Origin of the sequence: Rhodococcus sovatensis (assembly GCF_037327425.1) — a bacterium.
In the GTDB taxonomy this organism is placed as follows: Bacteria; Actinomycetota; Actinomycetes; order Mycobacteriales; family Mycobacteriaceae; genus Rhodococcoides; species Rhodococcoides sovatense.
In genome coordinates, this window is record NZ_CP147846.1 from 357,887 (window position 1) to 384,005 (window position 26,119).

General features: G+C 62.9%; 33 protein-coding genes. 22 read left to right on the top strand and 11 right to left on the bottom strand.

Annotation, left to right across the window (positions count from 1 at the left end):
* Positions 1-69: 69 nt before the first annotated feature.
* Positions 70-933 (bottom strand): DUF559 domain-containing protein, encoded by an 864-nt coding sequence (locus tag WDS16_RS01565; RefSeq protein WP_338889980.1) that lies wholly within the window; start codon positions 931-933, stop codon positions 70-72.
* 240 nt (positions 934-1,173) lie between these two features.
* Here WDS16_RS01565 and WDS16_RS01570 point away from each other — a divergent pair, with 240 nt between their 5' ends.
* A complete protein-coding gene (locus tag WDS16_RS01570) occupies positions 1,174-2,559 on the top strand; it encodes a sigma 54-interacting transcriptional regulator (RefSeq protein WP_338889981.1) in 1,386 nt (461 codons plus the stop codon).
* Positions 2,559-4,508 (top strand): VWA domain-containing protein, encoded by a 1,950-nt coding sequence (locus tag WDS16_RS01575; protein ID WP_338889982.1) that lies wholly within the window; start codon positions 2,559-2,561, stop codon positions 4,506-4,508. Before WDS16_RS01570 ends, WDS16_RS01575 begins: the two co-directional genes overlap by 1 nt.
* 67 nt (positions 4,509-4,575) lie before the next feature.
* On the opposite strand, the gene WDS16_RS01580 is transcribed toward WDS16_RS01575, so the two are convergent.
* From WDS16_RS01580 to rpmB, 7 genes are all read right to left on the bottom strand, one after another.
* A complete protein-coding gene (locus tag WDS16_RS01580; protein WP_338889983.1) occupies positions 4,576-5,145 on the bottom strand; it encodes a DUF1707 SHOCT-like domain-containing protein in 570 nt (189 codons plus the stop codon).
* 13 nt (positions 5,146-5,158) lie between these two features.
* The gene (locus tag WDS16_RS01585; protein WP_338889984.1) at positions 5,159-5,623 is read right to left on the bottom strand and encodes a hypothetical protein; all 465 of its coding nucleotides are present in this window, start codon (positions 5,621-5,623) and stop codon (positions 5,159-5,161) included.
* Between the two features lie 56 nt (positions 5,624-5,679).
* Positions 5,680-6,603 (bottom strand): AEC family transporter, encoded by a 924-nt coding sequence (locus WDS16_RS01590; RefSeq protein ID WP_338889986.1) that lies wholly within the window; start codon positions 6,601-6,603, stop codon positions 5,680-5,682.
* Positions 6,604-6,717: 114 nt separating this feature from the next.
* The gene (gene rpsR, locus WDS16_RS01595) at positions 6,718-6,972 is read right to left on the bottom strand and encodes a 30S ribosomal protein S18 (protein ID WP_008719028.1); all 255 of its coding nucleotides are present in this window, start codon (positions 6,970-6,972) and stop codon (positions 6,718-6,720) included.
* Positions 6,973-6,990: 18 nt separating this feature from the next.
* Positions 6,991-7,296, bottom strand: a complete 306-nt coding sequence (gene rpsN / locus WDS16_RS01600) for a 30S ribosomal protein S14 (RefSeq protein WP_338890006.1) — start codon at positions 7,294-7,296, stop codon at positions 6,991-6,993.
* 1 nt (position 7,297) lies between these two features.
* Positions 7,298-7,468 (bottom strand): 50S ribosomal protein L33, encoded by a 171-nt coding sequence (gene rpmG / locus WDS16_RS01605; RefSeq protein ID WP_170947607.1) that lies wholly within the window; start codon positions 7,466-7,468, stop codon positions 7,298-7,300.
* Positions 7,465-7,701 carry a 50S ribosomal protein L28 gene (gene rpmB / locus WDS16_RS01610; protein ID WP_338890008.1) on the bottom strand — a complete coding sequence of 79 codons (237 nt, stop codon included), beginning with the start codon at positions 7,699-7,701 and terminating at the stop codon, positions 7,465-7,467. Before rpmB ends, rpmG begins: the two co-directional genes overlap by 4 nt.
* Positions 7,702-7,819: 118 nt before the next feature.
* Between rpmB and mrf the strand changes: the two genes are divergently transcribed.
* From mrf to WDS16_RS01645, 7 genes are all read left to right on the top strand, one after another.
* The gene (mrf, locus tag WDS16_RS01615) at positions 7,820-9,070 is read left to right on the top strand and encodes a ribosome hibernation factor-recruiting GTPase MRF (protein ID WP_422395803.1); all 1,251 of its coding nucleotides are present in this window, start codon (positions 7,820-7,822) and stop codon (positions 9,068-9,070) included.
* Positions 9,067-9,327 carry a type B 50S ribosomal protein L31 gene (locus WDS16_RS01620; protein WP_338890011.1) on the top strand — a complete coding sequence of 87 codons (261 nt, stop codon included), beginning with the start codon at positions 9,067-9,069 and terminating at the stop codon, positions 9,325-9,327. The genes mrf and WDS16_RS01620 overlap by 4 nt, the downstream gene beginning before the upstream one ends.
* 3 nt (positions 9,328-9,330) lie before the next feature.
* Complete coding sequence (gene rpmF, locus WDS16_RS01625) at positions 9,331-9,498, top strand: 50S ribosomal protein L32 (protein WP_338890013.1); 168 nt, start codon at positions 9,331-9,333, stop codon at positions 9,496-9,498.
* 15 nt (positions 9,499-9,513) lie between these two features.
* Positions 9,514-10,572 (top strand): VIT1/CCC1 family protein, encoded by a 1,059-nt coding sequence (locus tag WDS16_RS01630; RefSeq protein WP_338890014.1) that lies wholly within the window; start codon positions 9,514-9,516, stop codon positions 10,570-10,572.
* A gap of 48 nt (positions 10,573-10,620) precedes the next feature.
* Positions 10,621-11,775: a lipase family protein gene (locus tag WDS16_RS01635; protein WP_338890015.1), complete on the top strand. Its 1,155-nt coding sequence runs from the start codon at positions 10,621-10,623 to the stop codon at positions 11,773-11,775.
* A gap of 36 nt (positions 11,776-11,811) precedes the next feature.
* Positions 11,812-12,993 carry an RtcB family protein gene (locus WDS16_RS01640; RefSeq protein ID WP_338890016.1) on the top strand — a complete coding sequence of 394 codons (1,182 nt, stop codon included), beginning with the start codon at positions 11,812-11,814 and terminating at the stop codon, positions 12,991-12,993.
* A 90-nt stretch (positions 12,994-13,083) separates the two neighbouring features.
* Complete coding sequence (locus WDS16_RS01645) at positions 13,084-13,539, top strand: hypothetical protein (RefSeq protein ID WP_338890017.1); 456 nt, start codon at positions 13,084-13,086, stop codon at positions 13,537-13,539.
* Here the strand turns inward: WDS16_RS01645 and WDS16_RS01650 are convergent.
* Positions 13,517-14,533, bottom strand: coding sequence for a magnesium and cobalt transport protein CorA (locus WDS16_RS01650; protein ID WP_338890019.1), 1,017 nt, complete (start codon positions 14,531-14,533; stop codon positions 13,517-13,519). The two genes, WDS16_RS01645 and WDS16_RS01650, sit on opposite strands and share 23 nt — an antisense overlap.
* Before the next feature lie 82 nt (positions 14,534-14,615).
* Here WDS16_RS01650 and WDS16_RS01655 point away from each other — a divergent pair, with 82 nt between their 5' ends.
* The 10 genes from WDS16_RS01655 (at position 14,616) to WDS16_RS01700 (ending at position 22,501) form a co-directional block, all read left to right on the top strand.
* Entirely contained in the window at positions 14,616-15,050 is a 435-nt protein-coding gene (locus WDS16_RS01655) for a VOC family protein (RefSeq protein WP_338890021.1), read from the top strand.
* Positions 15,051-15,107: 57 nt separating this feature from the next.
* Positions 15,108-15,731, top strand: a complete 624-nt coding sequence (locus tag WDS16_RS01660; protein WP_338890023.1) for a trimeric intracellular cation channel family protein — start codon at positions 15,108-15,110, stop codon at positions 15,729-15,731.
* Between the two features lie 43 nt (positions 15,732-15,774).
* The gene (locus tag WDS16_RS01665; protein ID WP_338890025.1) at positions 15,775-16,467 is read left to right on the top strand and encodes a response regulator transcription factor; all 693 of its coding nucleotides are present in this window, start codon (positions 15,775-15,777) and stop codon (positions 16,465-16,467) included.
* On the top strand, positions 16,467-17,897 hold the full coding sequence (locus tag WDS16_RS01670) for a HAMP domain-containing sensor histidine kinase (RefSeq protein WP_338890026.1): 1,431 nt from the start codon (positions 16,467-16,469) through the stop codon (positions 17,895-17,897). The genes WDS16_RS01665 and WDS16_RS01670 overlap by 1 nt, the downstream gene beginning before the upstream one ends.
* A gap of 142 nt (positions 17,898-18,039) precedes the next feature.
* Entirely contained in the window at positions 18,040-19,464 is a 1,425-nt protein-coding gene (locus tag WDS16_RS01675) for a S1C family serine protease (RefSeq protein ID WP_338890028.1), read from the top strand.
* 89 nt (positions 19,465-19,553) lie between these two features.
* Positions 19,554-20,051 (top strand): MogA/MoaB family molybdenum cofactor biosynthesis protein, encoded by a 498-nt coding sequence (locus tag WDS16_RS01680; RefSeq protein ID WP_197480869.1) that lies wholly within the window; start codon positions 19,554-19,556, stop codon positions 20,049-20,051.
* A gap of 9 nt (positions 20,052-20,060) precedes the next feature.
* Positions 20,061-20,273 carry a hypothetical protein gene (locus WDS16_RS01685; protein ID WP_338890029.1) on the top strand — a complete coding sequence of 71 codons (213 nt, stop codon included), beginning with the start codon at positions 20,061-20,063 and terminating at the stop codon, positions 20,271-20,273.
* Positions 20,274-20,826: 553 nt separating this feature from the next.
* Positions 20,827-21,501, top strand: coding sequence for an MspA family porin (locus tag WDS16_RS01690; protein WP_338890031.1), 675 nt, complete (start codon positions 20,827-20,829; stop codon positions 21,499-21,501).
* A 164-nt stretch (positions 21,502-21,665) separates the two neighbouring features.
* Positions 21,666-22,091 (top strand): hypothetical protein, encoded by a 426-nt coding sequence (locus WDS16_RS01695; protein ID WP_338890032.1) that lies wholly within the window; start codon positions 21,666-21,668, stop codon positions 22,089-22,091.
* A 98-nt stretch (positions 22,092-22,189) separates the two neighbouring features.
* Positions 22,190-22,501: a hypothetical protein gene (locus WDS16_RS01700; RefSeq protein ID WP_338890034.1), complete on the top strand. Its 312-nt coding sequence runs from the start codon at positions 22,190-22,192 to the stop codon at positions 22,499-22,501.
* Between the two features lie 107 nt (positions 22,502-22,608).
* On the opposite strand, the gene mscL is transcribed toward WDS16_RS01700, so the two are convergent.
* A complete protein-coding gene (gene mscL, locus WDS16_RS01705; RefSeq protein WP_338890036.1) occupies positions 22,609-23,088 on the bottom strand; it encodes a large conductance mechanosensitive channel protein MscL in 480 nt (159 codons plus the stop codon).
* A 252-nt stretch (positions 23,089-23,340) separates the two neighbouring features.
* Between mscL and WDS16_RS01710 the strand changes: the two genes are divergently transcribed.
* From WDS16_RS01710 to WDS16_RS01720, 3 genes are all read left to right on the top strand, one after another.
* Complete coding sequence (locus WDS16_RS01710; protein ID WP_338890038.1) at positions 23,341-24,009, top strand: MspA family porin; 669 nt, start codon at positions 23,341-23,343, stop codon at positions 24,007-24,009.
* 53 nt (positions 24,010-24,062) lie between these two features.
* Entirely contained in the window at positions 24,063-24,785 is a 723-nt protein-coding gene (locus WDS16_RS01715; protein WP_338890039.1) for an MspA family porin, read from the top strand.
* A 78-nt stretch (positions 24,786-24,863) separates the two neighbouring features.
* The gene (locus WDS16_RS01720; protein WP_338890040.1) at positions 24,864-25,379 is read left to right on the top strand and encodes a hypothetical protein; all 516 of its coding nucleotides are present in this window, start codon (positions 24,864-24,866) and stop codon (positions 25,377-25,379) included.
* Here WDS16_RS01720 and WDS16_RS01725 read toward each other — a convergent pair.
* Complete coding sequence (locus tag WDS16_RS01725; RefSeq protein ID WP_338890041.1) at positions 25,376-26,047, bottom strand: SAF domain-containing protein; 672 nt, start codon at positions 26,045-26,047, stop codon at positions 25,376-25,378. The genes WDS16_RS01720 and WDS16_RS01725 overlap by 4 nt on opposite strands.
* Positions 26,048-26,119 lie beyond the last annotated feature (72 nt).

Genomic DNA, 26,119 nt, shown 5'->3' on the forward strand with positions numbered 1-26,119 from the left:
TTCCGCCGAGTTCGAAGTTATGTACGGATTCTTGTGGAAATCGCGACCCAACTTCGATCTCGGCGGGGCTCAGACTGGCGCACCGCCTGCGCGCAACGCGTCGCGGATTCGGGCAACGAGAGCAATTCCGCCTCGCCGTAGTTGCTGTGCGCTGACCCGAATCACCTTCCAGCCAAGTTGCTCCAACCGATAGGTCCGCTCGATGTCCCATGCACGCTGTTCCGGGTTCAACCAATGGTGCTCGCCGTCGTACTCGACTGCGACCTTCCACCTCTTCCATCCCAGATCGATTCGCGCAAATACCTTGCCGTCGGCTCCATGCACCTTGATCTGGGTTTCGGGCCGGGGAAGTCCAACGTCGTGAATCAACAACCTCAGCCTCGACTCCTGGGGCGATTCGGATCCGCCGTCGGCGATCTGGAGAACCTGCCGCAGTTGCACGATGCCACGGCTTCCTCGGTGCTTGTCGGCGAGCAGCGTGACGGTACCCGGTTGCAGTGATGTTGCGTTGCATAGTGAGTCGACCATTGCCAGAGCGTTCGCGAATGTTCCCTTTCGGCCCAGGTCGAATGCAGTTCTTGCGGCACTGGTGACGGATATGCCATCGATCGTCTCTACTTCACCTGTCAGAAGTTCATCTGCTCTGATCAGAATGGCTGCGTACGGCTGTCGGTGTTCGTGCCAGATCAGTTCGGCCTTGTGCTCCGCGGAAATCCACTTGCTTCCGTGCAGAGCCGCCGCGCTCGGTCCCGCAACGACGGCTTTACCCCTCGAGAACACCGATGCGGCGCACGCCCTCGTTGCTGCGTCGATCTCGCAGGGGCGACGCATATAGACGTCACGGTAGATCTTCAGGTAGTCGCGACGAAGTTCGGCGCGGGTGAGGAGCCCGTCCCTCACTGCCTCAGATCCGAGGAACGGTGCGTTGTCCATCCATTAACGATCACAGGCCACGGGTCGCGTTTCTCGGCCGATTGTCGATCTGTGGATGAACGAATATTTCATCCACAGTCGTCGAAATCGAAGCTATGTACGGGGGATTGTGCTAGCCCCGTCGCCCAGATCGAGGTTAGGGCGCAAATTCGCACACAATCGCGGCATAGCTTCGATCTCGGCGGGAAGTGCGGACTCGACGAGGGTGCACAAACGTGCGAACGCTCGTAGCGTGGAGAGGTGACCCCTACCCAACCTGGCATCACCACCGTCGGCGAGCTGCGCGCGTCCGGACACGTGCAGCGTTCCGTCAAAGACGAACTCCGGGAAAATCTGCTCGACGCTCTCCGCGAAGGCCGCGACGCGTGGCCGGGGATACTCGGCTTCGACAAGACCGTGCTCCCGCAGTTCGAACGCGCGATCCTCGCTGGCCACGACGTCGTTCTTCTCGGCGAACGTGGTCAGGGCAAGACTCGATTGCTCCGTACGCTTCACCTCCTGCTGGACGAGTGGTCCCCGGTTATCGAGGGCTCCGAGCTCGGCGAGCATCCCTACGAACCCATCACCCCGGCGAGCAAGCGGCGCGCGAAGGAATTAGGCGATGCACTCCCCGTCGTGTGGCGGCACCGCAACGAGCGGTACGCGGAGAAGCTCGCGACTCCGGACACGTCGGTTGCCGACCTCGTGGGCGACGTCGACCCTGTCAAGGTGGCCGAGGGACGCAGCCTGGGTGATCCCGAGACCATTCACTTCGGTCTGGTTCCGCGCAGCCATCGCGGAATTGTGGCCATCAACGAGTTACCCGACCTCGCCGAGCGCATCCAAGTGTCGCTCCTCAATGTCATGGAAGAGCGCGACATTCAGGTCCGCGGTTACACGCTTCGGCTGCCGCTCGATGTCGTGCTCGTGGCGAGCGCCAACCCCGAGGACTACACCAACCGTGGGCGGATCATCACCCCGCTGAAGGACCGGTTCGGTGCCGAGATCCGCACCCACTACCCGCACGCCCTCGACGACGAGATCTCGGTGATCGAGCAGGAAGCCAACCTGCCCGCGGCTGTGCCGTCGTATCTGCTCGAGATTCTTGCTCGCTTCACCCGACTGCTTCGCGAGTCACCGTCGGTCGATCAGCGGTCGGGCGTCTCTGCCCGGTTCGCTATCGCAGCTGCCGAGACCATCGCTGCTGCAGCAGTTCACCGCGCAGCCGTGCTCGGTGAGAGCGACGCGGTGGCGCGTCCGGTCGACCTGGGGACCATCATCGAGGTACTCCGAGGCAAGGTCGAATTCGAATCCGGGGAGGAAGGCCGCGAAACGGAGGTCCTCGAACACCTCCTGCGGCGTGCGACCGCTGATACCGTCCGCGAGCGGTTGGGTGGAATCAACCTGGCGCCCTTGGTCACCGCGATCGAAGAGGGCGATCCGGTCGTGACCGGTGATCGCATCGCAGCCAAGACACTGATCGGAGAGTTGCCCGACCTGGAGGTCCTGCAAGAGATCGACGAGCGGCTCGACGCGACCACCGACGGCGAACGCGCGGCGGCAACAGAACTGGCGCTGGAAGGCCTCTATCTGGCGCGACGTATAGCCAAGGACCCCGACGACGACGGTCAGACGGTGTACAGCTGATGCCGGCCAGCAGATACGGGCGATATCACGGAGGACCTGATCCGCTGGCCGCACCCGTCGACCTGAGAGAAGCTCTCGAGTCCATCGGCAACGACGTCCTGGAGGGCGCGTCGCCCAAGCGCGCGATGCAGGAGATGCTTCGTCGTGGAACGCAGAACATGCGCGGTCTCGACGATCTTGCGGCCGAGGCCAACCGTCGTCGACGAGATCTTCTGCGGAAGAACAACCTCGACGGGACGTTGCAGGAAGTGCGCGAGCTCCTCGACAAGGCTGTTCTCGAGGAGCGCAAGACCCTCGCCCGAGCTCTCGACGACGACGCTCGCTTTCAGGAGATGCAGATCGGTGACCTGTCGCCGTCGACTGCGCAGGCCGTGCAGGAATTGGCCGACTACGACTGGCGCTCGTCCGAGGCGCGGGAGAACTTCGAGAAGATCAAGGATCTGCTCGGCCGCGAGATGCTCGATCAACGCTTCGCCGGTATGAAGAATGCGCTGGAAAATGCCACGGACGAAGACCGTCGGGCGATCAGCGAGATGCTGAAGGACCTGAACGAGCTGCTCGACAAGCACAATCGGGGTGAGGACACCGACGAGCAGTTCGCCGACTTCATGCGCAAGCACGGGCAGCACTTCCCGGAGAATCCGCAGAATGTGGACGAGCTCCTCGACTCGCTCGCGCAGCGAGCTGCAGCGGCTCAGCGTTTGCGCAACTCACTCAGTCCCGAGCAACGAGCAGAGCTCGATGCACTGGCGCAGCAGGCGTTCGGTGATTCGAATTTGCTCCAACAACTGGATCAGCTCGACCAGAACCTCCAACAAGCAAGGCCCGGCGAGGATTGGGACGGTTCGCAGAACTTCCGTGGCGAGAATGGCATGGGGCTCGGCGACGGAACCGGTGCACTCCAGGACATCGCGGAGCTCGAGAACCTCGGCAACCAATTTTCGCAGCAGTACAACGGCGCCGCGCTCGACGACATCGATGCGGAAGCACTGCTGAAGCAGTTGGGTCCCGAGGCAGCAGCGGATGCGCGGATGCTCTCGGAGCTCGAAAAGGCGCTGGAGCAGCAAGGGTTCATGGACAAGGGTGCAGACGGGCAGTGGCGTCTGTCTCCGAAGGCGATGCGTCAGTTGGGTCAGTCCGCGTTGAAGGACGTGGCAGGCAAGATTTCCCGACGCGGTGGCGAGCGGGATACCCGTCGAGCAGGCGCGATGGGGGAGCCGACGGGCGCATCGCGAGCCTGGGAGTTCGGCGATACCGAGCCGTGGGACGTGACGAGGACCGTCAACAATGCAGTACTGAGGACTGCGGCGTCGGGCGGGGAGTTCCCAGTCCAGTTGCAGGTCACCGACGTCGAGATCAGCGAAACCGAAACCAGGACGCAGGCTGCCGTCGCGTTGCTGGTCGACACGTCGTTCTCGATGGTCATGGACGGACGATGGGTGCCGATGAAGCGAACTGCACTCGCGCTCAATCACCTTGTCAGTACCCGGTTCCGGGGCGACGACCTGCAACTCATCGGATTCGGTCGGCATGCGCAGAAGTTGACGGCGTCGGAGTTGGCGGGTCTCGACGGTGCCTACGACCAAGGGACCAACCTGCACCATGCGTTGTTGCTGGCGGCCAGGCATCTGCGTCGTCATCCGAACGCTCAACCGGTGGTGTTGATCGTGACGGATGGGGAGCCGACAGCGCATCTCGAACCTGACGGTCATGCGTTCTTCGACTATCCGCCGTCGCCGCGCACACTGGGGCTGACGGTGCGCGAACTGGACACCATCGCGAAACTCGGCGCGCAGGTGACCATCTTCAGGCTGGGCGACGATCCGGGGCTCGCGCGGGTGGTCGATCGCATGGCCGAGCGCGTGGGTGGGCGGGTCATTGCTCCGGACCTCGACGGACTCGGTGCCGCGGTGGTCAGCGACTATCTGAAGCGCCGCAGGAAAGGGTGAGGCCTCCGGCCCAGTGGCACGATTAAGTGCACCCTGGTGAACTTAATCGTGCCACTGGCGCGGAGCGCTATTTCTCGACCTTGAAACCGACCCCGCCCCAGAACGCGAATCCGGTCACGATGATGCGCGGCGCGTTCGGCGCACCGGTCTGGGCGATGTGATCGAAGCCGCCCATGATGCCTGCCCCGCGGACCTCGACGCCGATGTTCGGCGGAACGGTGATCTCGATTCCGCCCATGATCGCTACGCAGTTGATCGTCACCTCGGGGACCGTGAAGTGCGCGTGGCGCAGATCGATCTCACCGCCACCCCAGAACGCGATCGCCTCGATACGCGGCGCCACGGTCCATTCGCCCTTGCGTACGAAGCCGCTCATGATGGCGAGCGCGCGATCGACGTCGGGCCCTGCATTGGAATACTGAACCGAGGAGGGCGGAGCAGGGGCAAGGTCGCTCGTCAGCACGTCGAGCTCGCCGTAGGTCTTCGCCTTGTAGGCCGCCGCGGTCCGTTCGTCGTACTCGGCGAGGCTCAATTGTCCGTCTGCGAGTGCGTCGCTGAGAAGCTTGGCGACGAGATTTCGATCGGCATCGGCCGCGCGCACCGATGCTCGCTGCTGTTCGGGTAAGTGATCGCTCACCGGGCTCACGTTACTAGGCTGCGTTGACGATGGCTCGGTCTCCGAGCGGAGACTGAAGGGTCATCTGCATCGTTCCGTAGACGGCCACCATGATGCAGACCTTGTCCGCGGCCTCCGGGAGCGTGCCGGTCCGGAGTGCGACGACGACTTCGGTGTCGGACTCGGTGACCTCGACTTCGGCTCCGTAGCACTCGGGTGTGCCGGTGACGAAATGGATGGCAATGGTGTTGGGGGAGATTTGGCTCCACGATTCGAACGGCGTCGGGGCGGCTCTGACCAGGCCAGTGGTCGACTCGAACATCGTGCCGACCTCGCCGACCGGAACCTCGACCGGGACGGGCGGAGCACTCGGGCTGTGCAGCGTGTCGTCGGGGGCAGTGCTACTGGTGGTTTCGACGCTCTCGCTGCTGCCGGCCGCGTTCTCGCTACAGCCGACCAGCAGGACGCACAGCAGTAGCCCCGCGGCCAGAAACCTCATGTCTCCAAGGTAGCTGTGGGAGCTGAGTAGAACCTTTGGGTCGGCCATCGTGTCGCTCAGGCCAGCAGCGCGGTGACGAGTGCGATCACGGGAATCGAGACGAGGGTCGTGACGAATGCAGTATCGCGCGCAAGAACGACGCCGCGGTTGTAGCGACTGGCGAACACGAAGACGTTCTGCGCCGTCGGGAGTGCGGAGATGACGGTGATGGCGAAGAGTTCGTGACCGGCGAGTCCCATCGCCAACGCCATCGAGAAACCGAGGACCGGTTGCAGCACCATCTTCAACGTCGACGCGAGGATGACGTCACGTCGTGGACTCGTGCCCTTTTGTAGAACGCGCGCGCCGTAGAGCGACAGTCCGAACGCGAGCAACGCACCGGGCACCGCGGCGCCCCCGACGAGATCGAACGGCTGCATGATCGACTCCGGTAATTCGATACCGGTGACCGAGAGCAGCAGACCCGCAGCGCCGGCCAGGACGATCGGATTCTTGAATGGAGTGACGACGATTGCGCGAATCGACGCCTTTTTTCCCATCGTCGACAGGTCGAGGACGGTCAGAGCAAGAGGTGAATAGATCATGATCTGAAACAGCAGCAGAGGCGCGACGAAGTTGGCGTCACCGAGGACGAAGACCGCGATGGGGATGCCGAGATTGGCGGCGTTGACGTACGAGGCTGCGAGTCCGCCCACGGTCGCCTCCGGCACCGCACGCTTCAGTGCCCACTTCGCGATCGCGAAGTAGATCGCGCCCACGAGGAGCGCAGTCACCCCGGCAACCACAAGAACGGGGGACAGGATCACCGCCAGGTCCGACTGAGCGAGCGTCACGAAGAGCAAGGCCGGTGTGGCCACGAAGAAGACCAGTCGGCTCAGTACGAACTGGCCGTGTTCGCCCAGAACCTCGAAACGGGCGAGCACATACCCCAATGCGATGACGATGAAGATGACAGTGAAGCCCTCGAGAACACCGGACATGAAGGGCTCAGGTTCTCGATTCTGGTGTAGGCGACGAGGAGGAGACTAACTCTAGTGCGCACGCAGAAAGGCCACGCACCCGAGCGGTGCGTGGCCTTTCTGCTAGCGAAGTTTCTAGCGGCTGGTGAACGGCAGCAGAGCCATCTCACGGGCATTCTTCACCGCGACGGCAACCTGACGCTGCTGCTGCGGGGTGAGGCCGGTTACGCGGCGGCTGCGGATCTTGCCGCGGTCGGAAATGAACTGACGAAGAAGGTTGATGTCCTTGTAGTCCACCGTGGTGACCTTGGCGGCGTTCAACGGATTCTTCTTGGGTCGACGCCCTGCCTCTGCGCGGACCTTCTTCGACGGTGCTCTCTTGACTGCCATCTGTTTTTTCCCTGTTCCTTACCAGCTCGACTTGTGGACGCCGGGCAGCTCCCCGCGGTGAGCCATCTCGCGCATTTTCACGCGGGAAAGTCCAAATTTCCGTAGGTAGCCGCGCGGACGTCCATCCGCAGCGTCACGATTGCGCAATCGTACCGGACTCGAGTCGCGCGGCAGACGCTGCAGTGCCGCCTGAGCATCGGCACGCTCGGAATCGGAGGTCGACGGTTTGCGGATGATCTCTTTCAGCTCGGCCCGGCGCGTCGCCCACCGCGCGACGACGACCTTGCGCTGCTCGTTCTTGGCGATCTTCGACTTCTTGGCCATGTCAGCGCTCTTCTCGGAAATCGACGTGCTTGCGGACGACGGGGTCGTACTTCTTCAGGACGATCCGGTCGGGGTCGTTGCGGCGGTTCTTCCTGGTCACGTACGTGTAGCCGGTTCCGGCAGTCGACTTCAGCTTGATGATCGGACGGACGTCCGTGCTCTTGCCCATCAGAACTTTTCCCCCCGCGCGAGCAGTGTTGCGACGACCGCATCGATGCCGTCGCGGTCGATGGTCTTGATGCCTTTTGCCGACAGCGTCAACGTGACGCGGCGACGCAGGCTCGGCACGAAGTAGGTCTTCTTCTGAATGTTCGGATCCCAGCGACGGTTGGTCCTCACATGGGAGTGGGACACGGACTTGCCGAATCCTGGTTTCCTCCCGGTCACCTGGCAGTGCGCGGACATACGCGCTCCTCTCTAGCTGTTATGACAATCGTTTTCGACAAAGCGCTTCGAGGAATGTAGCGTGCATCCGTAGCAAATGACAATCGTTGTCGAAAGAAGGGTGCTCGTGAACTATCCAGTGGACCGTCGCACGCCGGTCGTCCTCGTATCGGGCTGGACGGGTGCCATGGACGCGGTAGTGGCCTCGCTACTGACGCCAGGAACCGCCGCTGTCCGACACGAACTTGGCCGGGTGCACGAAGGAGTGGTCCGCCGGACGCTGTACGCGAACGCCGAACCGCCGCGAGAAACGATCCTCGAACTGGCCCACGGATGCGTCTCGTGCACCTTGCGCGAGGACTTGCTGCCACTGCTGCGCCGGCTCGCGGCGCGCAGTTCGGTACAACGCATCGTGCTTGCCATGGACCCGGCCCTCGAACCCGAGGCGCTGTGCTGGGCGATCGAGAACGTCGTGGTCGCAGGTGTCGTCGGGCAGGTCGACGGGCCGGCCTCGCGAGATGTTCGCATCGACGCCGTCGTCGATTGTCTCGACGCCGCAACCTGGCTCGCCGACGCCACTGGCGACGACGCGCTCGCCGATCGAGGCATAGTCGCCAGCGGTGACGACGATCGAACCGTCGCACAAGTCGTCGTCGGGCAGGTCGACTACGCAGATGCGCTCGTTGTTTCTGTCGACCCCGACGTCGAGCCGTGGGAGCGTGCCAAACTCACGGCAGTTCTCGAGCGACTGGCGCCGGGTGCGCCGATTGCGTGGGTCGGCCGGGGTGACACACTCGACGCCGAAGCTCTCGTCGCTGCAGTGCCATTCGACGCCAGGCGCGGCGAGGTCACCGATGCCCACTCGCCATTGCTTCGGGGGCAGCCGCCGTTGACCGGCGAGTGCGGGGTGAGCCTTGTCGAGTTCACCGCGACCCGGCCGTTCCATCCCGAACGACTGCACGAAGCGATCGATGTCCTTCTGGACGGCGTCGTCACTGCGCGCGGACGAGCTTGGGTGGCCACGCAGCCCGACGAAGCGCTGTGGATCGAGTCCGCGGGCGGGGGACTGCGTGTCGCCAGTGCCGGTAAATGGTTGGCGGCGATGACCCCGGAGGAGCAGGACGGCGTCGACACCTCCCGTCGGGCGATGGCCGCACTGCGGTGGGACGACGAATTCGGTGATCGAGACACCTCACTCGTGGTCCTCGTTCATGCGGCGGACCCGTCGGAGATCGATCGAACTCTGCAGTGGGCCTTGGTCTCCGATGACGAGATGCAAGACCGCAATGCCTGGAAGCACTGGAACGACCCGTTCGGGCAGTGGCACGAAGACCCCTGTGAAACAAGCGAATCGCCCTATCAGGACACACACCGAGAGGCAACAGAATGAAATCAGGAATTCACCCCGACTACCACCCGGTGGTCTTCCAGGACGCGGGCACGGGGACGAAATTTCTCACCCGCTCCACCATCACCTCATCTCGTGAGATCGAATGGGAGGACGGGGCCACTTACCCGCTCGTCGTCGTCGACGTCACCAACGAATCGCACCCGTTCTGGACCGGCGCGAGCCGCATCATGGACACCCAAGGCCGCGTCGAGAAGTTCGAGAAGCGTTACGGCCGCCGCACGCGGAAGGACGTCTGAGTCATGGCTGTACCGAAGCGGAAGATGTCGCGATCCAACACCCGCAGTCGTCGGGCGCAGTGGAAGGCGACAGCGCCGGATCTGGTGACCGTCCGCGTCGCGGGGGTGGAGTATCGAGTCCCTCGCCGGCTCGTCAAGGCCGTGCAGACGGGGGTGTACGACCCCAGCTAGCGGTAGGTTGAGCCTATGACAGAGCCCTCGGCCAAGGACGTCAAGCGTTGGCGACGCTATCTCGCCGACGAACGGGCCGAGGCTGCGGTCTACCGCGACCTCGCCGGGCGTCGTACCGGCGAGGAGCGCGAGATCCTCCTCGCGCTCGCCGAGGCAGAGGGCCGTCATGAGGCGCATTGGCGACGCCTGCTCGGTGATCGAGTGGGCATGCCGCTGAAGGGAAGCCTCCGCACCCGCGGCCTCGGAGTCATGGCCCGACGGTTCGGGTCGGTGTTCGTGCTCGCACTCGCGCAGCGCGCCGAGACCAGGTCTCCCTATACGCCGGAGTCCGGTGCCACCGACGCGATGATCGCCGACGAACAGATCCACGCCGAGGTGGTTCGCGGGCTTGCGACGCGCGGACGAAACCGTCTGTCCGGCAACTTCAGAGCCGCAGTGTTCGGGGCCAACGACGGACTCGTCAGCAATCTCGCGCTCGTCCTCGGCATCAGTGGCAGTGGCGTGTCCAACAACATCGTTCTGGTCACCGGACTCGCCGGGCTACTTGCCGGTGCCCTGTCGATGGGCGCGGGGGAGTACGTGTCGGTTCGCTCGCAGCGGGAGTTGCTCGAGGCGTCGGCACCCGACGGTTCCGCCCGCGAGGCCGTCCACCATCTCGACGTCGACTCCAACGAACTGGCGTTGGTCTACCGTGCGCGTGGCATGTCGCCCGATGATGCCGAGACCAAGGCATCCCGTGTGCTCGAGAATCTGTCTTCGGAGGATGCGATGGCCGCTGAGTCCGGTGTTCACGAATCGGTTGGAACCGGAATCGGTGCCGCCATGGCCAGCTTCTGTTTCTTCGCCTCCGGTGCGGTCATCCCGGTGCTGCCGTATCTCGTAGGACTGGAAGGTGTTGTAGCGCTGGTGGTTGCCGCAGTGCTGGTGGGCATCGCTCTGCTCGGGACAGGAACGGTGGTCGGACTGCTCAGCGGAGGCCCGCCGGTCAAGCGCGCTCTGCGACAGTTGGCAATCGGGTACGGGGCGGCGGGAGTGACCTATCTGTTGGGAGTGCTGGTCGGTGGAGGCGTCTGAAGGAAATTCGCGCGCGTTCCTCGTGCCCGGAGAGTTATTGTGTCTCTCATGCCGACTCACTTCCGTTCGCTGATCGCTGCCGTCGGGGCGGCGTCCCTGGTGCTGGGCGCATCTGTTCTGAGTGTCTCGGTCGCAGCAGCGGACGAGGTCGACACGACGCCGGGGACCGTCGTGAAGGTCGAGGAGTTGGCCGCCGACCTGTGGCTTCCCGGAACGGCCGAAGCCAAGCGGATCACGTACTGGACTGTCGGATCCGACGGCAACCCCGCGTTGAGTACCGGTGCATTCTTTGTCCCCGAAGGCCAAGCGCCCGAGGGCGGCTGGCCCGTGGTGGGCTGGGCGCACGGCACCTCGGGCTTGGACGACGACTGTGCCCCGTCGCTGGTCGGCCCTGCCGACGCCGAGCGAGACCGTCAGTACCTCGGGACGTGGCTAGGTCAGGGCTACGCTATTGCCGCCACCGACTACGTGGGTCTCGGTACACCCGGCTTGATGCCGTATCTCGACGGCAAGGTCTCTGCCCACAATGTCGTCGACTCGGTCAAGGCCGCGGGCGCGGTCGAGGAGTCGTTGTCCAACAAATGGGTGGTCATCGGCCAATCCCAGGGCGGCGGCGCGGCAATCACCACCGCCCGCTACGCGACGGAATACGGTGGGCCCGAACTGGACTACCGAGGAGCCGTCGGAACCGGTGTTCCCGCGAACATCGAACTTGCTCTGTTGCCGTTGGGTCCGGGTGTTCTGCCAGTCGCGATGGGCAAAGGGCTCACGACGTACCTGCTGTACATCCTGGCGGGTCTGCGATACGCGCATCCGGAGATCGAGCTGAACTCGTACCTCACCGAGCAGGGAAGACAACTCGTCGACCGCGCGGAAGAGGTCTGTGTGCTCGACGCCGAGGACGAGTTCGAGGGAACTGTTTCCGGTGATCTGTTCAGCAGACCACTGAATCAGATCCCGAATTTCTACGGTCTTGTCAACGACTACATGGGCGTGCCCACCTCGGGCTACGACCGACCGGTGTTCATCGGCCAGGGTCTGACCGACGTGGATGTGCCTGCGCCCGCTGCGCTTTCGCTGGTTGCCCAGATGAAAGCGAACGGCCAAGACGTCACGTTGCACACCTATCCGACCGATCACAGCGGTGCACTACTTCAATCGCAGGCGGATTCCATTCCGTTCGTGAAACAACTCTTCCACTAGCGCCTCCTTCAACCGAGGGGGCTGAGAGGACACATCATGCCCCCGAAGAAGGCGGGCTCGAAGCTGCTCAATTGGGCTTCCCACATCGAAGACAACACATTGGCTCAGGCACGGGAGACGGCGTCGATGCCGTTCGTGCATCCGCACGTCGCCCTGATGCCCGACGCACACAGCGGAATGGGCAGCGCTGTCGGCACCGTCATCCCGACGCTCGGTGCAGTGATCCCGGCTGCCGTTGGGGTCGACATCGGGTGCGGAATGATCGGTGTACGAACCGGTTTCACCAAGTCAGACGTCCAGGGTGGGGACCTGGCAGTTCTGCGACACGCCATCGAAGCGAGTATCCCACTGTCGCCGGGCAACTACAACATCGGCGTCGACGAGTGGGACTTCACTGCGCCCAAACTGGCCGAACTGGAGGGTCTCGCCGCGTCGAATGCAGTGAACCTCGACCACTCACCGAAGTGGCGGGAGCAGCTGGGTTCACTAGGTGGCGGCAATCACTTCGTCGAACTGTGCCTGGACGAGACCGATCAGGTGTGGCTGTTCCTGCACAGTGGATCGCGTGGTGTCGGAAACAAGATCGCGCAGAAGCACATCAAGGTCGCGCAGCGGCTGTGCTCGCAGTGGTGGATCGATCTGCCGAACAAAGATCTCGCCTACCTGCCGGAAGGCGTGCCCGAATTCGGCCGGTACATCACGGATCTGAAGTGGGCGCAGCGGTTCGCGTTTCTCAATCGGGCCGAAATGATGGACCGGTTCGGAGCGGTGTTCGCCAAGTGGATGGGCACCGAGGACCACCGAGAGCTCGAGAGGATCAATTGCCATCACAACTACACGGTGAAGGAGAAGCACGGAAAGAAGGATGTCTGGTTGACGCGTAAGGGTGCCGTCGATGCGCACGAGGGCGTCAAGGCGATCATTCCCGGCTCGATGGGAACCAGGTCGTACGTCGTTGTCGGTAAGGGGAGCGCCGCCGGTCTGTGCTCGGCTCCGCACGGGGCTGGGCGGAGGTTCTCGCGGACCGAGGCCAGGAAGAGGTACACGCTCGATGATCTGCGGACACGCATGGTGGGAATCGAGTTCCGGGACGGAGAGGAGTTCGTCGACGAGATTCCTGATGCGTACAAGGACATCGACGTCGTGATGGCCGATGCCGTCGATCTCGTGTCGATCGAGCACGAGTTGCGGCAAATTCTCAACGTCAAGGGGACGTAGCAGTCCAGTGGTGCGGCTGAGTGCACTGACGTGTGCTCGGTCGCGCCACTCACATTCCCAAGCGACCGGTCGGTATGAGAGGGTCGGGGCATGGATGATCTACCTCCTATGCGCCCGGTGAGTGTCCCGCCGGACGAGCCTCGCAGTACTGCGCCGTGGTGGAAGGTGGCGCTGGCCTTCGTGGCCGTCGTAGCGCTCGGTGCGACGACGGCGACCAGGAACGGCTCCTGGTGGATTATCGCGCTCGCTGTGGTCATGGTGGTCGGCGGCGCGGTGCTGTGCGTTCAGTCGACTGCGAGGATTCTCGCCGAGAATCGCGGCCGTCGAATACCGTGGTTCGGTTCACCCGCGGTCAGGCCCAGGGCGCTCGACTTCAAACTCGGGTTGGGTGCGCCGGCGGTGATGTTCGGCGCCGGATCGTTGGGGAACAACACCGCATTGTATTGGCCGATAACAACTATCGTGGCGGGCGTCCTGTTCGTGGGGTCGTCGTGGGCGGCGTTCGCGCTTCACAACCGCCGGGTCACAGCCATTTCTGACGCTTGAAGACGATATAGAGAATGCTCGAGCAGATTGCCATCGCCACTATTGCCGCCGGATAGCCGAGGTGCCACTTCAGCTCCGGCATGTCCTCGAAGTTCATTCCGTAGATCGCTGCGACCAGTGACGGGGCGAAAAGTATTGCACCCCAGGACGATATCTTCTTGACCTGCTCGTTCTGGTCGAGGCTCACCTGGGTCATCGCCCGCATCTCGTCGTTCTGTTGTTGTGCGATGAGCGTTGCGTTGACCGACAGCGCGTTCTGGAGGTTGACGCGAAAGGCTTCGACCTGCTCGGCGATGTGGACGCAGTGGTCGAGGACGTCGTGCAGGTCGCGCTGCAATTCGATGTCGACGTCGTACTTGTCCTCACCAAGTTTGAGCGACTCGATCATCGACACCAGGGGGCCCGTCGCGCGTTGGAACTCGGTGACCTCGCGGGAGAGCGTGTAGATGCGACGAGACACTTCGGGGTCGCGTGAGAAGAGTTGGTCCTCGATCTCGTCTATGTCGTTCTGCAGTCCTTCGACCACGGGTTCGTACTCGTCGACGACCTGGTCGAGCAGCGCGTACAGAACCGCGTCCGTCCCGAGCTTGAGCAGATCGGGAGAGTTCTCGAGCCGGGTACGGACGATTGCCAGTTCGGGAGATTCGGCATGGCGGATCGTGATGACGAAGTCAGGTCCGAGGAATACGTGCAGCTCGCCGAACTCGACCTTCTCGGTTTCGTCGTTGTAGCGCGCGGGTCGTAGAACCACGAACAGTTGGTCACCGTACCGTTCGAGCTTGGGGCGCTGATGTGCGTCGATGGCATCTTCGACGACCAATCGATGGAGTCCGAATTCGGCTGCGACCGAATTGATTTCTTCGATCCCGGGACGGTACAGCCCTATCCACGCCATCCCGTGATGCTCGCGCATGGCCTCGCAGGTGCTGTCGAGGCTGTCCGGTGTGAGTGTTCGTTTGCCGTCGACGTAGACGGCGTTGTCGACGATCGGCAACGTGTTGCCTTGTCTCTCGAAGGTTTTTCTCTGGCCAGCAAGAAGCCTGCCAGATCTCGGTCGGAAGCGTCAGAATGGGTCGGTGGATCAACGCGCGCACTTCCTTACACTCGCAACTACCGACCTCGACGCCTCGCGGACGTTCTACATCGACGGACTGGGGTGGAGTCCGCTGCTCGATGTACCCGGTGAGATTGTGTTCTTCCAGATCGCGCATGGCTTGGTCCTCGGGCTGTTCGATGCACAGAAGTTCACCGAGGACCTCGGGCAGGACGGCGGGCCTGCATCCGTGGGCGGGTTGACGCTCTCGCACAATGTCGACTCCCCCGAGGCGGTCGATGCTGTCGTGTCGGCCGCGGCGAAAGCGGGAGCCACCGTGATCAAGCAGCCCAGGCGGGCAGCGTTCGGTGGGTACCACGGTCACTTCACGGACCCGAGTGGCGTCATCTGGGAGGTCTGCCACAATCCTGGCTTCAGTATCGACGCCGACGGGACGGTCCGGTTGGCGGAGCTGTAGCTCTCGCCGATCGGTCTGGCCTGACCTGGCTCGAGGTGCCCGTGCGACCCTTGTCTCGTGCTGGTGGATGTGTTGGGTTTTGTCGGGATCGTCGCGTTCGCGGCATCCGGCGCGTTGATCGGCGTGCGGAAGCGCCTCGATCTGTTCGGAGTCTGCGTCGTCGGGATCACTACGGGAATTGGCGGCGGCATCATCCGCGACGTCCTGCTCGGGATTCATCCCCCGACGTCGCTCGACCAGTGGCCCAACCTCACAGTCGCGTTGGTGACGTCCTTGATCGTGTTCCTCGCACATCCGGTGATGAACCGAATCTGGCGTGGAGTATTGCTGCTCGACGCCTTCGGAATGGGCTTGTTTGCGTCGACGGGTGCAACGATCGCGCTGGCCAGCGGGGGAAGCTCGCTGTCGGCATGCCTGATCGGAGCGACGACTGCCGTTGCCGGTGGTGTGATTCGCGACATGCTCGTCAACGAGGTGCCGTTACTGCTTCGCCGTGATCTGTACGCGGTCCCTGCGCTGTTGGGTTCCACCGTCGTCGCGGTCGTCGAAGGTTCGGGGTTGCCGGGCGACATCGGCCTGGTCGTCGGCACGGTCGCGGCAACAGGACTGCGGGTGCTCGCGCTGTGGCGGCGCTGGAATCTGCCGATTGCCAGGCGGTTGCCCGCTGCGGATGAACTCTGATGGGGACCCTTCTCAGACATATCTCAGTCCATCAGGTCAAACTGTGACAATGCGCATTTTGGTTGTCGACGACGATCGAGCGGTCCGTGACTCGCTCCGGAGGTCACTCACCTTCAACGGTTATACGGTCGAACTGGCCGTCGACGGTCTCGACGCATTGGAGAAGGTCGCCTCGGCGAGGCCGGATGCCTTGGTGCTCGACGTGATGATGCCGCGGCTCGATGGTCTGGAAGTGTGTCGTCGACTGCGCAGCACCGGGGACGATCTGCCGATCCTGGTCTTGACCGCCCGCGATTCGGTCTCCGAGCGCGTCGCAGGTCTCGATGCGGGTGCCGACGACTACCTACCGAAACCCTTCGCGCTCGAGGAGTTGCTTGCACGTCTGCGGGCTTTGTTACGCCGCACTGCGATGGATGCCGAAGGTGAGTCGGAGGCGATGACTTTCGCCGACCTCTCCCTCGACCCGGTCACGCGTGAGGTGACTCGCGCAGAGCGGTCGATCAGCCTGACGCGGACCGAGTTCTCGCTCATGGAAATGCTGATGATGAATCCGCGGCGGGTACTGACTCGCAGCCGGATCCTCGAGGAAGTGTGGGGATACGACTTTCCCACGTCGGGAAATGCGCTCGAGGTGTATGTCGGGTATCTGCGCCGCAAGACCGAAGCTGAAGGCGAGTCGCGTTTGATTCATACCGTTCGCGGAGTGGGCTACGTACTCCGCGAGACGCCCCCGTGATGGTTGCGCCCCTCGGGCGTCGGTCGGCGGGTAGTGATTCGTCGGTGATGCGCCCACCCATGCCGCTGACTCGCACCGTGTCATTGCGGTGGCGGGTGACCTTGTTGGCAGCGTCGGTGGTGGCGATTGCGGTGGCAGTCATGGCCATCGCCGCCTACGCGGTCGTTTCGCGCGCGCTCTACGGTGACGTGGACACCCAGTTGCGGTCACGTGCCGACGCCCTCGTCAACAGCAATCTGGTTAGTTTCGATCCGCGATATGTAGCCGGTGCGACGCTGTACAGCACCGATGTGTCGGTGGCGTTGATCTACCCGGATCTGACGAAATACGTTCCGCCAGGGTCCAAGGTGCCGATAGGTGACCAGGAGATCGCGGTGGCCGAGGGTCTGAGCGACGTCTCGCTCCGCACCGTCGACGACCAGCGGGTGCTCAGTCAGCGAGCCCAAGACGGCAGTGCAATCGTTATCTCGCAACGACTTTCACCCACCGGTGCTGTGTTGGACAGACTGGCCTGGGTGCTTCTGATCGTCGGGGCATGCGGCGTGGTGCTGGCGGCTGGAGCGGGTATGGCGGTGGGGCGAACCGGACTCAGGCCGATTGCCCGATTGACCGCTGCCGCAGAACGAGTGGCACGCACCGATGACCTGACGCCTATTCCCGTCACCGGCGACGATGAATTGGCCCGTCTGACCGAGAGTTTCAACACGATGCTGCGTGCGTTGGCGGAATCGCGAGGGCGTCAGAGTCGACTCGTGGCCGACGCAGGGCATGAACTCCGAACCCCGTTGACGTCGTTGCGCACCAACATGGAATTGCTGATCGCATCGGGTCGTCCAGGGGCGCCGTCCATTCCGGAGGAGGACATGGCGGAACTGCGCACCGACGTAGTCGCGCAGATTCAGGAGCTCTCCACTCTGGTGGGCGATCTCGTGGACCTGGCGCGTGAGGACGCGCCGGAGACGGTGTTCGAGCGAGTCGATCTGGCCGACGCCGTCGAGCGGAGTCTCGAGCGTGCTCGTCGTCGTCGTAACGAGATCGACTTCGATGCGTCGCTGGAGCCGTGGTTTGTCTACGGGGACCAGGCAGGGCTATCGCGTGCGGTGCTGAACGTGCTGGACAACGCCGCCAAGTGGAGTCCGACGGGCGCCGAGGTGCGGGTCGTCATGCACAAGATCGGCGACGGGCTCATCGAACTGACCGTCGACGATGCCGGCCCCGGAATTCCCGAGGAGGACCGCGAATTGGTGTTCGAGCGGTTCTATCGGTCGACGGCGTCGCGCTCGATGCCGGGATCCGGGCTCGGTCTCGCGATCGTTCGGCAAGTCGTCGTCAAGCACGGCGGCACGATCGGTGTCGAGGTATCCGAACGGGGCGGTACCTTGATTCGCATCGTTCTGCCAGGAGAACCCGCTGTAGCACCGGCGGAGTGAGAAAGATCTGCGGACATGAGTTCACAGTCACGGCAAACGTATAGGCGCATCTCAGCACGCTCTCAGTCCGGCCGTGCAAGGTAGTCGTTAACAAAGCGGGCGACCTTGCTCGTAGCAAGGTTTCTAGTGAAAGCGACTGCAGATGACCGACGACCGTAGAAACTCCGAGCAGAATGATTCTGTCCCGACGCAGGAGAACTCGGCCCAGCACAACCCGACTCAGCAGTTCCCCACCCAGCAGGTACCCGGCCAGGAGTACAGGCAGCCGGGTCAGTACGGACCTGCCGGCTACGGGCAGAACCCGTACGCGCAGGGATACGGCCAGCATCAGCCGCATGCAGCTCCCACCCACCATGAGGCGGTGCAGCATGCGCCCGAGGCACTCCGGAGGCGTCCAGGCAGAGCAACGCTCGCCGCGGGAGCGATCGCACTGGTCCTGGTCGGCGGCGGAATCGGCGGCGCTGTAGGTGTTCTCGCGGCCGGTGGTACCAACGGCACAGGCACTGCAACGAATTCGCTCCAGTCGACAGTGACGGCAGCTCAGCCCGCAGCGAACATGCCCGACGGTTCCATCCAGGCGGTCGCCGACAAGGTTCTGCCGAGCGTCGTGCAGATCCAGGTCAAAGGCAGCCAGGCCGAGGGCGAGGGCTCGGGAGTGATCCTGTCCTCGGATGGCCTGATTCTCACGAACAACCACGTTGCCACCGGTGCCGGTGCCAACGGCAAGCTGTCGGTCGCCTTCTCGGACGGATCGATCGCGGATGCGACGCTCGTCGGTGCCGACGCCGTCTCGGACATGGCAGTCATCAAAGTAGAGGGCAAGACGGGTCTGACACCGATCGAGCTGGGAACCTCGTCGAATCTCCAGGTCGGCCAGCAGGTCGTAGCGATCGGATCACCCCTCGGTCTGGCGGGAACGGTGACGACGGGCATCGTTTCTTCACTGAACCGCCCGGTGTCGACGAGCGGTGAGTCGGGCAACCAGAACTCCGTCATCGACGCCATCCAGACCGACGCCGCGATCAATCCGGGCAACTCGGGAGGCGCGTTGGTCAACACCGACGGCCAGTTGATCGGCATCAACACCGCCATCGCATCACTCGGTGGCGGCCAGGCGTCAGGGTCCCAGAGCGGATCGATCGGTCTCGGATTCGCCATCCCCGTCGATCAGGCGAAGCGCATCGCCGACGAATTGGCCACTACGGGCAAGGCGACGCAAGCCATGATCGGCGTCCAAGTGCCGTCCCAGGACGGCGCGAACGGAGCAACAGTCGTAGAGGTGACGGACGGGGGCCCTGCGGCATCGGCCGGCATTCCCAAGGGCGCCGTGATCACCAAGGTCGACGATCGCGTTGTCTCCACCGGTGACGCTCTCATTGCTGCGGTGCGTTCACATGCTCCCGGTGACACGGTCAAGATCACCTACACCGACGGCGGCAGCGACAAGACCGTGGACGTCGAGCTCGGCACTGCCGAGCCGCAGACGGCCGCGGTACAGGCCCCGTCACGGTCGCAGTCGGAGCCCCAGTCGCCGCTGCAGATCCCCGGCTTCCCCGGTGGCCGATGATGACCATCGACACCGAGCGTCTTGCGACGGTTGCAACGATTTACGCACAGCGTGAATCCGAATCGGCCCGTACTACTACGGTGGGCAGTATGGAACTCGAGGCACCTCTGGCTGGGCGAGCGTTGGTAGTGATCGTCGACGATCGGACCGCGCACAGTAACGAAAAAGATTCGACCGGCCCTCTGGTGACGGAACTGCTGACCGAAGCAGGGTTCCTTGTCGACGGTGTGGTCGCGGTCACTTCGGACGAGGTCGACGTGCGCAACGCGCTCAACACCGCTGTCATCGGGGGAGTAGACCTGGTCGTCTCCATCGGTGGCACCGGCGTCTCCCCGCGTGACGTGACTCCGGACGTGACCGCCGAGGTGCTCGATCGAGAGATCCCAGGTATCAGTGAGGCGCTGCGTTCGTCCGGGCTCGCTGCGGGATCACTGGACGCCGGACTCTCTCGCGGGCTGGTAGGTGTCTCGGGTAGCACCCTGGTGGTCAATCTGGCCTCCTCACGCGCCGCGATTCGCGACGGGATGGCCACGCTGACGCCGCTGGCGAGTCAGGTCATCTCCGAGTTGTCCGGTTTGGACGCCTAGCCACAGGTGATGTCCGACGACGAGATACAGAAGGACAGCGAGGTACAGAAGGACACCGAATTGCCGGTGGACGAACGAGCGAGCCGGGCCCGAGCAGAACGTGCCCGGCTCGCTCGTGTTTTCGGCGAAGTCCTTCCCGAGGCGACGTCGGACGACCGACTCGACGACGGCTCTCGGTCGTCGGAATGGTTCGAACGCGAGCGTCCACCGCATCACTACTGATGTGATCCACGACACATTTTTATGTGTGAATCACAGTGCTGTTAGTAATTTGTTTACTCGCCGTTAGCGGTAGTAGGTGCGCACTTCGGACTCGAGGGCTTCTGATCATCGCGATTGAAAACTCGGTGACGGGATTGACGTGTCTACGCGGGGCCGGTGCCGAGGCGGAGTCTGTGCATTTCAGGGCATGTTTACATCACGGTGAGGTTTATAACGGTCCGGACACGACGGCAAAAAATGTGATCGGGGTTACCTGCCGGTATGGTGCGAAAGCCGTTCACATGCACGAAACACATCACGATTCGGACATGTACGACGCCCGATCGTAGGGATTGTCACGATCCGGCAACTCCTCTAATGTTCCCCTCAGCTTCCTACAGAGCGGGTGTGAGCAACACGCTCTAGCTCGGTCTGTCGGAACTGACATTACGAACCTGATCCACGGATCTAGTTCTGCTCGGGGATTCTCGGCAAAGTTGCCGGCGAAAAACCGTGGGTGTAAGCCACAAGCTTCCCGTGCGACTGCGCTGGGACTGAACATGATGAGGAATAAATGACGGAGATCCAGAAGTCACGGCGTAGCCGCGGACTCAAGTCCATGAGCGCTGCAGTTGTTGCCGGCGCTTCGGTTGTCGGCCTGGTGCTCGGTACGGGTACCGCGTCTGCCGCAGTCGACAGCTCCAACTCGGTTGTGGATGCCAACGGCAACCTCATCACCGTGACGCTGTCCGACACGTTCGTCAACAGCGTTCCGCCGCTCGACGGCAACCCGCTCACCCGTGAGTGGTTCGCCAACGGCGTTGCAGGCTGGGAAGTTACCGGACCTGACGCTGACGACTTCGAAGGCACCGTTGCTGTTGGCTACCAGGTCGGCTACCCGGCCAGCCTCGGTGGCAAGATCACCTTCTCGTACCAGACCCCCCAGGCATACATCGAGATCGGCAGCGACGGAGCAGTCTCCGGCGGCGTCGACGACCTCCTGCCGCGCGCCGGCTTCGAGGCTGAGATCGCTCCCGGACCCGGCATCGTCGATGCCACTGCAGCTTCGGGCGAGATCCAGGGCACCAGTGGCGACGCTGCAGGCGCTTCGGGCACCATCCAGATCGCCAACGCTCACGGCACCGCGACCGGCATCCTCGGCAACGTCCGCGTTCGCCCGTACGTCTCGGTCACCAGCTCCACCGGTGATGTTGCAGTCACCTACGGTGTCCCGTGGGTCTTCAACTGATCTGAGATCAGCTAGTACAGCTTCACCTCGGCGCTGATGCGCTGAACCCGATCGGGCCCGTCCGGATTATTCCGGGCGGGCCCGATCTGTGTTCCCACTCCATCTTCGATAGCGCACTGCGGCCGGCTCAGGCGGTCGACCGTGCGAGAAATGGTTGATACTCGATGCGCTCCACACTGATTTCGGCGGTGGCGATCACCGCGCTGATCACGCTCGTCGGATGTAGTAGCGACGGCGGCGATACCGCGTCCGGCGCCAATGCGGATGTCTGTACCCAGTTCGCGGCTGCTCACGACGAGTTGACCGCACTCACCGCCGCTGGACCCGCGGACGGTGATGTCGACAAGTGGACCGCAGCCAAGGATTCCGCGGTGGCCAAGTTCGCGCCCCTGGCCGATCAGGCGAGCGGCGACGTCCAGTCGGGTTTGCAGACCCTGGTGACCGCACTTCCCGCCGACTCGCTCGAACTTGCCGAACCGGGTAGCGAGAGTGGGCAAGCGTTCGTCGACAATTCGGCAGCGATCGTGTCCTCGTGTGGCAGCGATGGCACAACCGTCACGCTCGCGGAGTTCCCGATCCAGGATTTCTGAGACGATTGCTCGGGGGACGCCTACCTGCCATGTGATCTGAGTTACACTTTTCTCGTTTTAGGGCTCTATCCATCTTGGGTCGGGTAACGGGAGCGGCAATGTTGATCAGGGGTTTGGGCGTTGCATGTATTGCATGCGGCATAGCGGTTGGGGGTTCGTGGACTGCCGCTGCGGCAATTCCGATATTGCCTCCGCCGTCCACGGTGGGGTTGGCCGAAGATGAGGCCATCGCCGAATTAGAGGGTGGCGGATACTCGCCGTGGGTGATATCGCGCAATGGGGGCGGACCGGATTGTGTCGTCTTCAATCAGAGCGCAGTGTCGGACTACAAGCAGGTCATCAAGGATGGAGACATCTACGAGGACGACGACGAGTACACGGTATTTCTGGCGGTGAATTGCACCCTCTGAGATGCTGAGAGATTTCCGTGTACAAACCCGCAGTATGTTTCGGCAACGAAAGAGCCCGCCATTTCCGGCTTTCACGGAAGTGGCGGGCTTTTTCGTGTGGGAAGAACTCAGGGCTTGCTGTGCAGTCCGCCGCTCGGGTTATCGGAATCCCCGATCGCCTCGCCGCTCCCGCCGGTGCTGTCGGACGGGGTCGAGAGTTTCTGGCCGACATCGGTGCCGCCGGCCAGGATGTCGCGAATCTGTACCAGCACGTCCACGTCGCTCAGCTCTTTGTCGGGCTGGCTGACGAAGCGCTTCTTGGCGGTATTGACCGGCAGGATCAGTACGAAGTAGACCACCGCCGCGATGATGATGAAGTTGATGATCGCAGTGACGACAGCGCCCACATTGATGAAAGTCTCTGGGCTGGAAGTGATTTGGAACCCCCAGCCGTATTCGTTCGAACCGCCGATGGCTGACACGAGTGGATTGACGATGTTGGTCGTGAAGGCGGTGACGATTGCGGTGAACGCTGCGCCGACCACCACGGCGACGGCGAGGTCGACGACGTTTCCGCGAAGAAGGAAATCTTTGAACCCCTTGAGCATGAGCCCTCCCTAGGTGAACTCGAAACTGATCGATCGGACTTTTGTGTATCGCTAGGAGGTCAGGCTAGTCGAAGTGAGTCCGTACCAGCCGGAGGAGCGAGGCGGTTGAAAGTGAATGTATGTGAGGGGTACACACAAAAATCATCTGGACTTGTTATAACGATGAGGCCTTTATCTGTGTATCCTTCCCGGAGAATGAGTCTCGGTGGCGATATCGAGGCAGCCTGAATTCGGTGCTTTACGAGGGGAACCATGAACAAGTCTCGCTTTTCCGTGATGCGCAGAGTCGGCCGAGTCGCTGTTCTCGGCGCGGTCGCATCGGTCGCCGTCGGACTGATGTCCCCCGGAGCGGCCAATGCCGAAACGTTCGTCCCGCTCGCCAACGGAGAGAAGGTCGCCGGTCCGTACAAGATCGCGCACTTCGACGAGTCGGCCAAGGTTGCACCGCAGATCGCATTCAACGGGCTCAACCGCAATGCCTGGGCCACCGGCACTGCGATGTCCGAGGTACCCGAGGGGGCCACCGGAACACTGAAGACCGGCTACCTCGTTGGCTGCCAACTCGACATGGACGACCTGAGCTTCGGCCTCGACCTCGGTGCGGGCATCGAGGGCGGCAACACCAACATCATCACCTTGTTCCCCATCCCGTTCCTCATCGGCGGCGAGGGTGAGACCACCAACAAGATCGAGGGTGGCGTGTCGTTCGACGTTCCGCTGAAGGATCGCGAAGTCGCGGCCGTGGAGATCGCGTCGAAGGACGTCAAGGGACCCGTCACGGCAATCCAGTACCAGGACGTTGCGATCTCGGTGACCAACTGTGGTGGATACGCGCAGGCGCGCTCGTACACGACACTCGAGCTCACCGGTGACTACCGCTACAAGGGCACGTTGTACGGCCAGCCGTTCAGCCTCGGCTGAATGAGCGCCGACCTCACATGACTTCGCAGGACTTTACGAGGGGAACAAGTACGTTGACGAACAACAGGACTTCTGCGGCTCGGATCGCCGCGCTCGGCGCGGTAGGTGCCATCGCTATCGGATTCTGGTCGGCAGGAGCTGCAAGCGCGGATACGTTCGTGCCGCTCGCGGACAACGAGATTTCCAAGACGCTCGTCGACGGCACCACAGTGACGGTCAAGGGCTTCGGCCAGAGTGGTCTGATCTCGCCGTCCATGGGCGCAACGCCGACGCAGCGCAATGTCTGGGTCACCGGTAACTACACCGTCGAGACGTCCAATCCCGGTGGTGGCTCCATCGAGCCGGGCTTCCTGGTCGGCTGCCAGGTCGATTTCTCGGCAGGCATCAGCGGTGGCGTCGAAGGATCGTTCGGACAGGGCAACACCATCAGCCTCCCGCCGGGAACCCTGGACCTGTCCATCACTCGTACTCAGCCCAACGAATACAACATCGGCGCTGGCGTCAACCTCGATCTCGCTCCCGGGCAGCTCAACGACATCAAGCTCGTCGCCGACGAGACCGACGCGAAGATCGACGGCGTCACGGTTGCGACGGAGATCTCGAACGACTTCGACTTCTCCGGCAATGGCGGCGGATTCACGTACGCCGATGAAACGATCGGTGTGTCGGGCTGCGCTGGATTCGCCGAAGCACGTTCGTACGTGAACGTGACGATCGAGAACGACGCAGTGTCCTCGACGGTCACGCTGTGGGGACAGCCCTTTAGTATCGGCTGATGTACCCGTGGGTAGTAATTTTGCTGTGATTCTTCACAGAGTTAGTACTGGATGAGCTGGCGCGATACTATCTGCCTTATGGGCCGTCACAGAGCAGGGGATGCTGCACCGTCACGCGACTGGATCGACGACGCGCTCGGCAAGCGGCATCGCCTGTCGGGATTTCATGACCCGGTCGTGGCGCACGATCGGTCTGTGCTGCTGATGCTGTTCCCCACCCAAGCCGACGTGGCGGACTACGCGCATCGAGACGAGGCCTATCGCAATCTCGGTACCTCGGCTGCGCTGCATGTTATTCGCGATGTGTTCGCAGATTTCGACTCCTACGTGCTCCGCCTGTCCGAACAGCGAGTAGTCGAGCACCGTCCGATGCGTTCCGATGACGTCTTGCACAGCGACGTGTTCATCGAGACGCACGTCCACGACGATGACGCAGATGTTTTCGGGCTGCGAGTTGTGTTCACCGATTCGATCGGCGCGATGGTCTTCACCAACTTCGCGACATTCGTCGGCCGACTGGAGACTCCAGTAGTTCAGGTGGAAGACGCAGCGCCTACCGAGCAGCGCAACACAGGGCTTGCTGCGAGCATCTAGTGGAAGGTCACGGTCAGCGCGCTGACCAGAGATGCGGCGGCAACGGCCGTCGCGTCCTCGGCTGACATGGCTACCAGAACGACGCGATCGGGGCTCCGTTGTTGTGCGGATTCGGCCGAGACCAGAACCACCACAGCCTTCGTCGCCAGTACACGCGCAACCCGATCATTGTCACCATCTCCGACAGTCAACACATCGACGGTATCGCCCGACCGCAATAGTTCGGTCACGCCTGCGTCGCTGAGTCGCACGGGAACGACACGAGCATCGGGTTCGGAGATCATCGATTCCGCGAGATGCGAGGACAGCAGCCGCACGTCGGTGAGCGGCTCGCCGGCACGTACCGGCCCTGCGACGGTGTGTGTCAGCACGTTCTCGAACTCGCTCAGGGTCCCGTCGGGAACCGTCGCCGGGTCGAAGTCCCGGTACTCCACATCGGCGGTGTCGAGTCGGACTCCGGGCGCGAGGTCGCGGGCCGCGACGACAATTCGGATGTGATCTTCGGCGACAGCGTCGCGGGCAAAGATGACGACCCCGAGCACGGCGAGGACACCCGCGGCTATGCGTCGGAGCAGCACTGTTCTGGCCCAACTCGGTCGGGCAGTGAATCGGTCCAGCAGGGTGGCATCGAGGCGGGTGTATCCCCGGCGTTCGGATGTCTGCGGCATGGGAGCCAAAGCTAGCGGTCTGTCGCCTCACCCACCGACCGAAACAGGCCCAGGCTGTGGATAGCGCCTGGG

Bases quoted from the DNA above. Each gene is read 5' to 3' on its own strand.
- WDS16_RS01695 (WP_338890032.1), top strand. From the start codon at position 21,666: ATGCGCTCCACACTGATTTCGGCGGTGGCGATCACCGCGCTGATCACG.
- mscL (WP_338890036.1), bottom strand. From the start codon at position 23,088: ATGCTCAAGGGGTTCAAAGATTTCCTTCTTCGCGGAAACGTCGTCGAC.
- WDS16_RS01690 (WP_338890031.1), top strand. From the start codon at position 20,827: ATGACGGAGATCCAGAAGTCACGGCGTAGCCGCGGACTCAAGTCCATG.
- WDS16_RS01675 (WP_338890028.1), top strand. From the start codon at position 18,040: ATGACCGACGACCGTAGAAACTCCGAGCAGAATGATTCTGTCCCGACG.
- WDS16_RS01670 (WP_338890026.1), top strand. From the start codon at position 16,467: ATGGTTGCGCCCCTCGGGCGTCGGTCGGCGGGTAGTGATTCGTCGGTG.
- WDS16_RS01645 (WP_338890017.1), top strand. From the start codon at position 13,084: ATGGATGATCTACCTCCTATGCGCCCGGTGAGTGTCCCGCCGGACGAG.
- WDS16_RS01710 (WP_338890038.1), top strand. From the start codon at position 23,341: ATGAACAAGTCTCGCTTTTCCGTGATGCGCAGAGTCGGCCGAGTCGCT.
- WDS16_RS01700 (WP_338890034.1), top strand. From the start codon at position 22,190: ATGTTGATCAGGGGTTTGGGCGTTGCATGTATTGCATGCGGCATAGCG.
- WDS16_RS01685 (WP_338890029.1), top strand. From the start codon at position 20,061: ATGTCCGACGACGAGATACAGAAGGACAGCGAGGTACAGAAGGACACC.
- WDS16_RS01565 (WP_338889980.1), bottom strand. From the start codon at position 933: ATGGACAACGCACCGTTCCTCGGATCTGAGGCAGTGAGGGACGGGCTC.
- WDS16_RS01680 (WP_197480869.1), top strand. From the start codon at position 19,554: ATGGAACTCGAGGCACCTCTGGCTGGGCGAGCGTTGGTAGTGATCGTC.
- WDS16_RS01585 (WP_338889984.1), bottom strand. From the start codon at position 5,623: ATGAGGTTTCTGGCCGCGGGGCTACTGCTGTGCGTCCTGCTGGTCGGC.
- WDS16_RS01725 (WP_338890041.1), bottom strand. From the start codon at position 26,047: ATGCCGCAGACATCCGAACGCCGGGGATACACCCGCCTCGATGCCACC.
- WDS16_RS01575 (WP_338889982.1), top strand. From the start codon at position 2,559: ATGCCGGCCAGCAGATACGGGCGATATCACGGAGGACCTGATCCGCTG.
- rpsR (WP_008719028.1), bottom strand. From the start codon at position 6,972: ATGGCAGTCAAGAGAGCACCGTCGAAGAAGGTCCGCGCAGAGGCAGGG.
- rpmB (WP_338890008.1), bottom strand. From the start codon at position 7,701: ATGTCCGCGCACTGCCAGGTGACCGGGAGGAAACCAGGATTCGGCAAG.
- WDS16_RS01640 (WP_338890016.1), top strand. From the start codon at position 11,812: ATGCCCCCGAAGAAGGCGGGCTCGAAGCTGCTCAATTGGGCTTCCCAC.
- rpsN (WP_338890006.1), bottom strand. From the start codon at position 7,296: ATGGCCAAGAAGTCGAAGATCGCCAAGAACGAGCAGCGCAAGGTCGTC.
- WDS16_RS01630 (WP_338890014.1), top strand. From the start codon at position 9,514: ATGACAGAGCCCTCGGCCAAGGACGTCAAGCGTTGGCGACGCTATCTC.
- WDS16_RS01590 (WP_338889986.1), bottom strand. From the start codon at position 6,603: ATGTCCGGTGTTCTCGAGGGCTTCACTGTCATCTTCATCGTCATCGCA.
- rpmF (WP_338890013.1), top strand. From the start codon at position 9,331: ATGGCTGTACCGAAGCGGAAGATGTCGCGATCCAACACCCGCAGTCGT.
- WDS16_RS01620 (WP_338890011.1), top strand. From the start codon at position 9,067: ATGAAATCAGGAATTCACCCCGACTACCACCCGGTGGTCTTCCAGGAC.
- WDS16_RS01635 (WP_338890015.1), top strand. From the start codon at position 10,621: ATGCCGACTCACTTCCGTTCGCTGATCGCTGCCGTCGGGGCGGCGTCC.
- WDS16_RS01720 (WP_338890040.1), top strand. From the start codon at position 24,864: ATGGGCCGTCACAGAGCAGGGGATGCTGCACCGTCACGCGACTGGATC.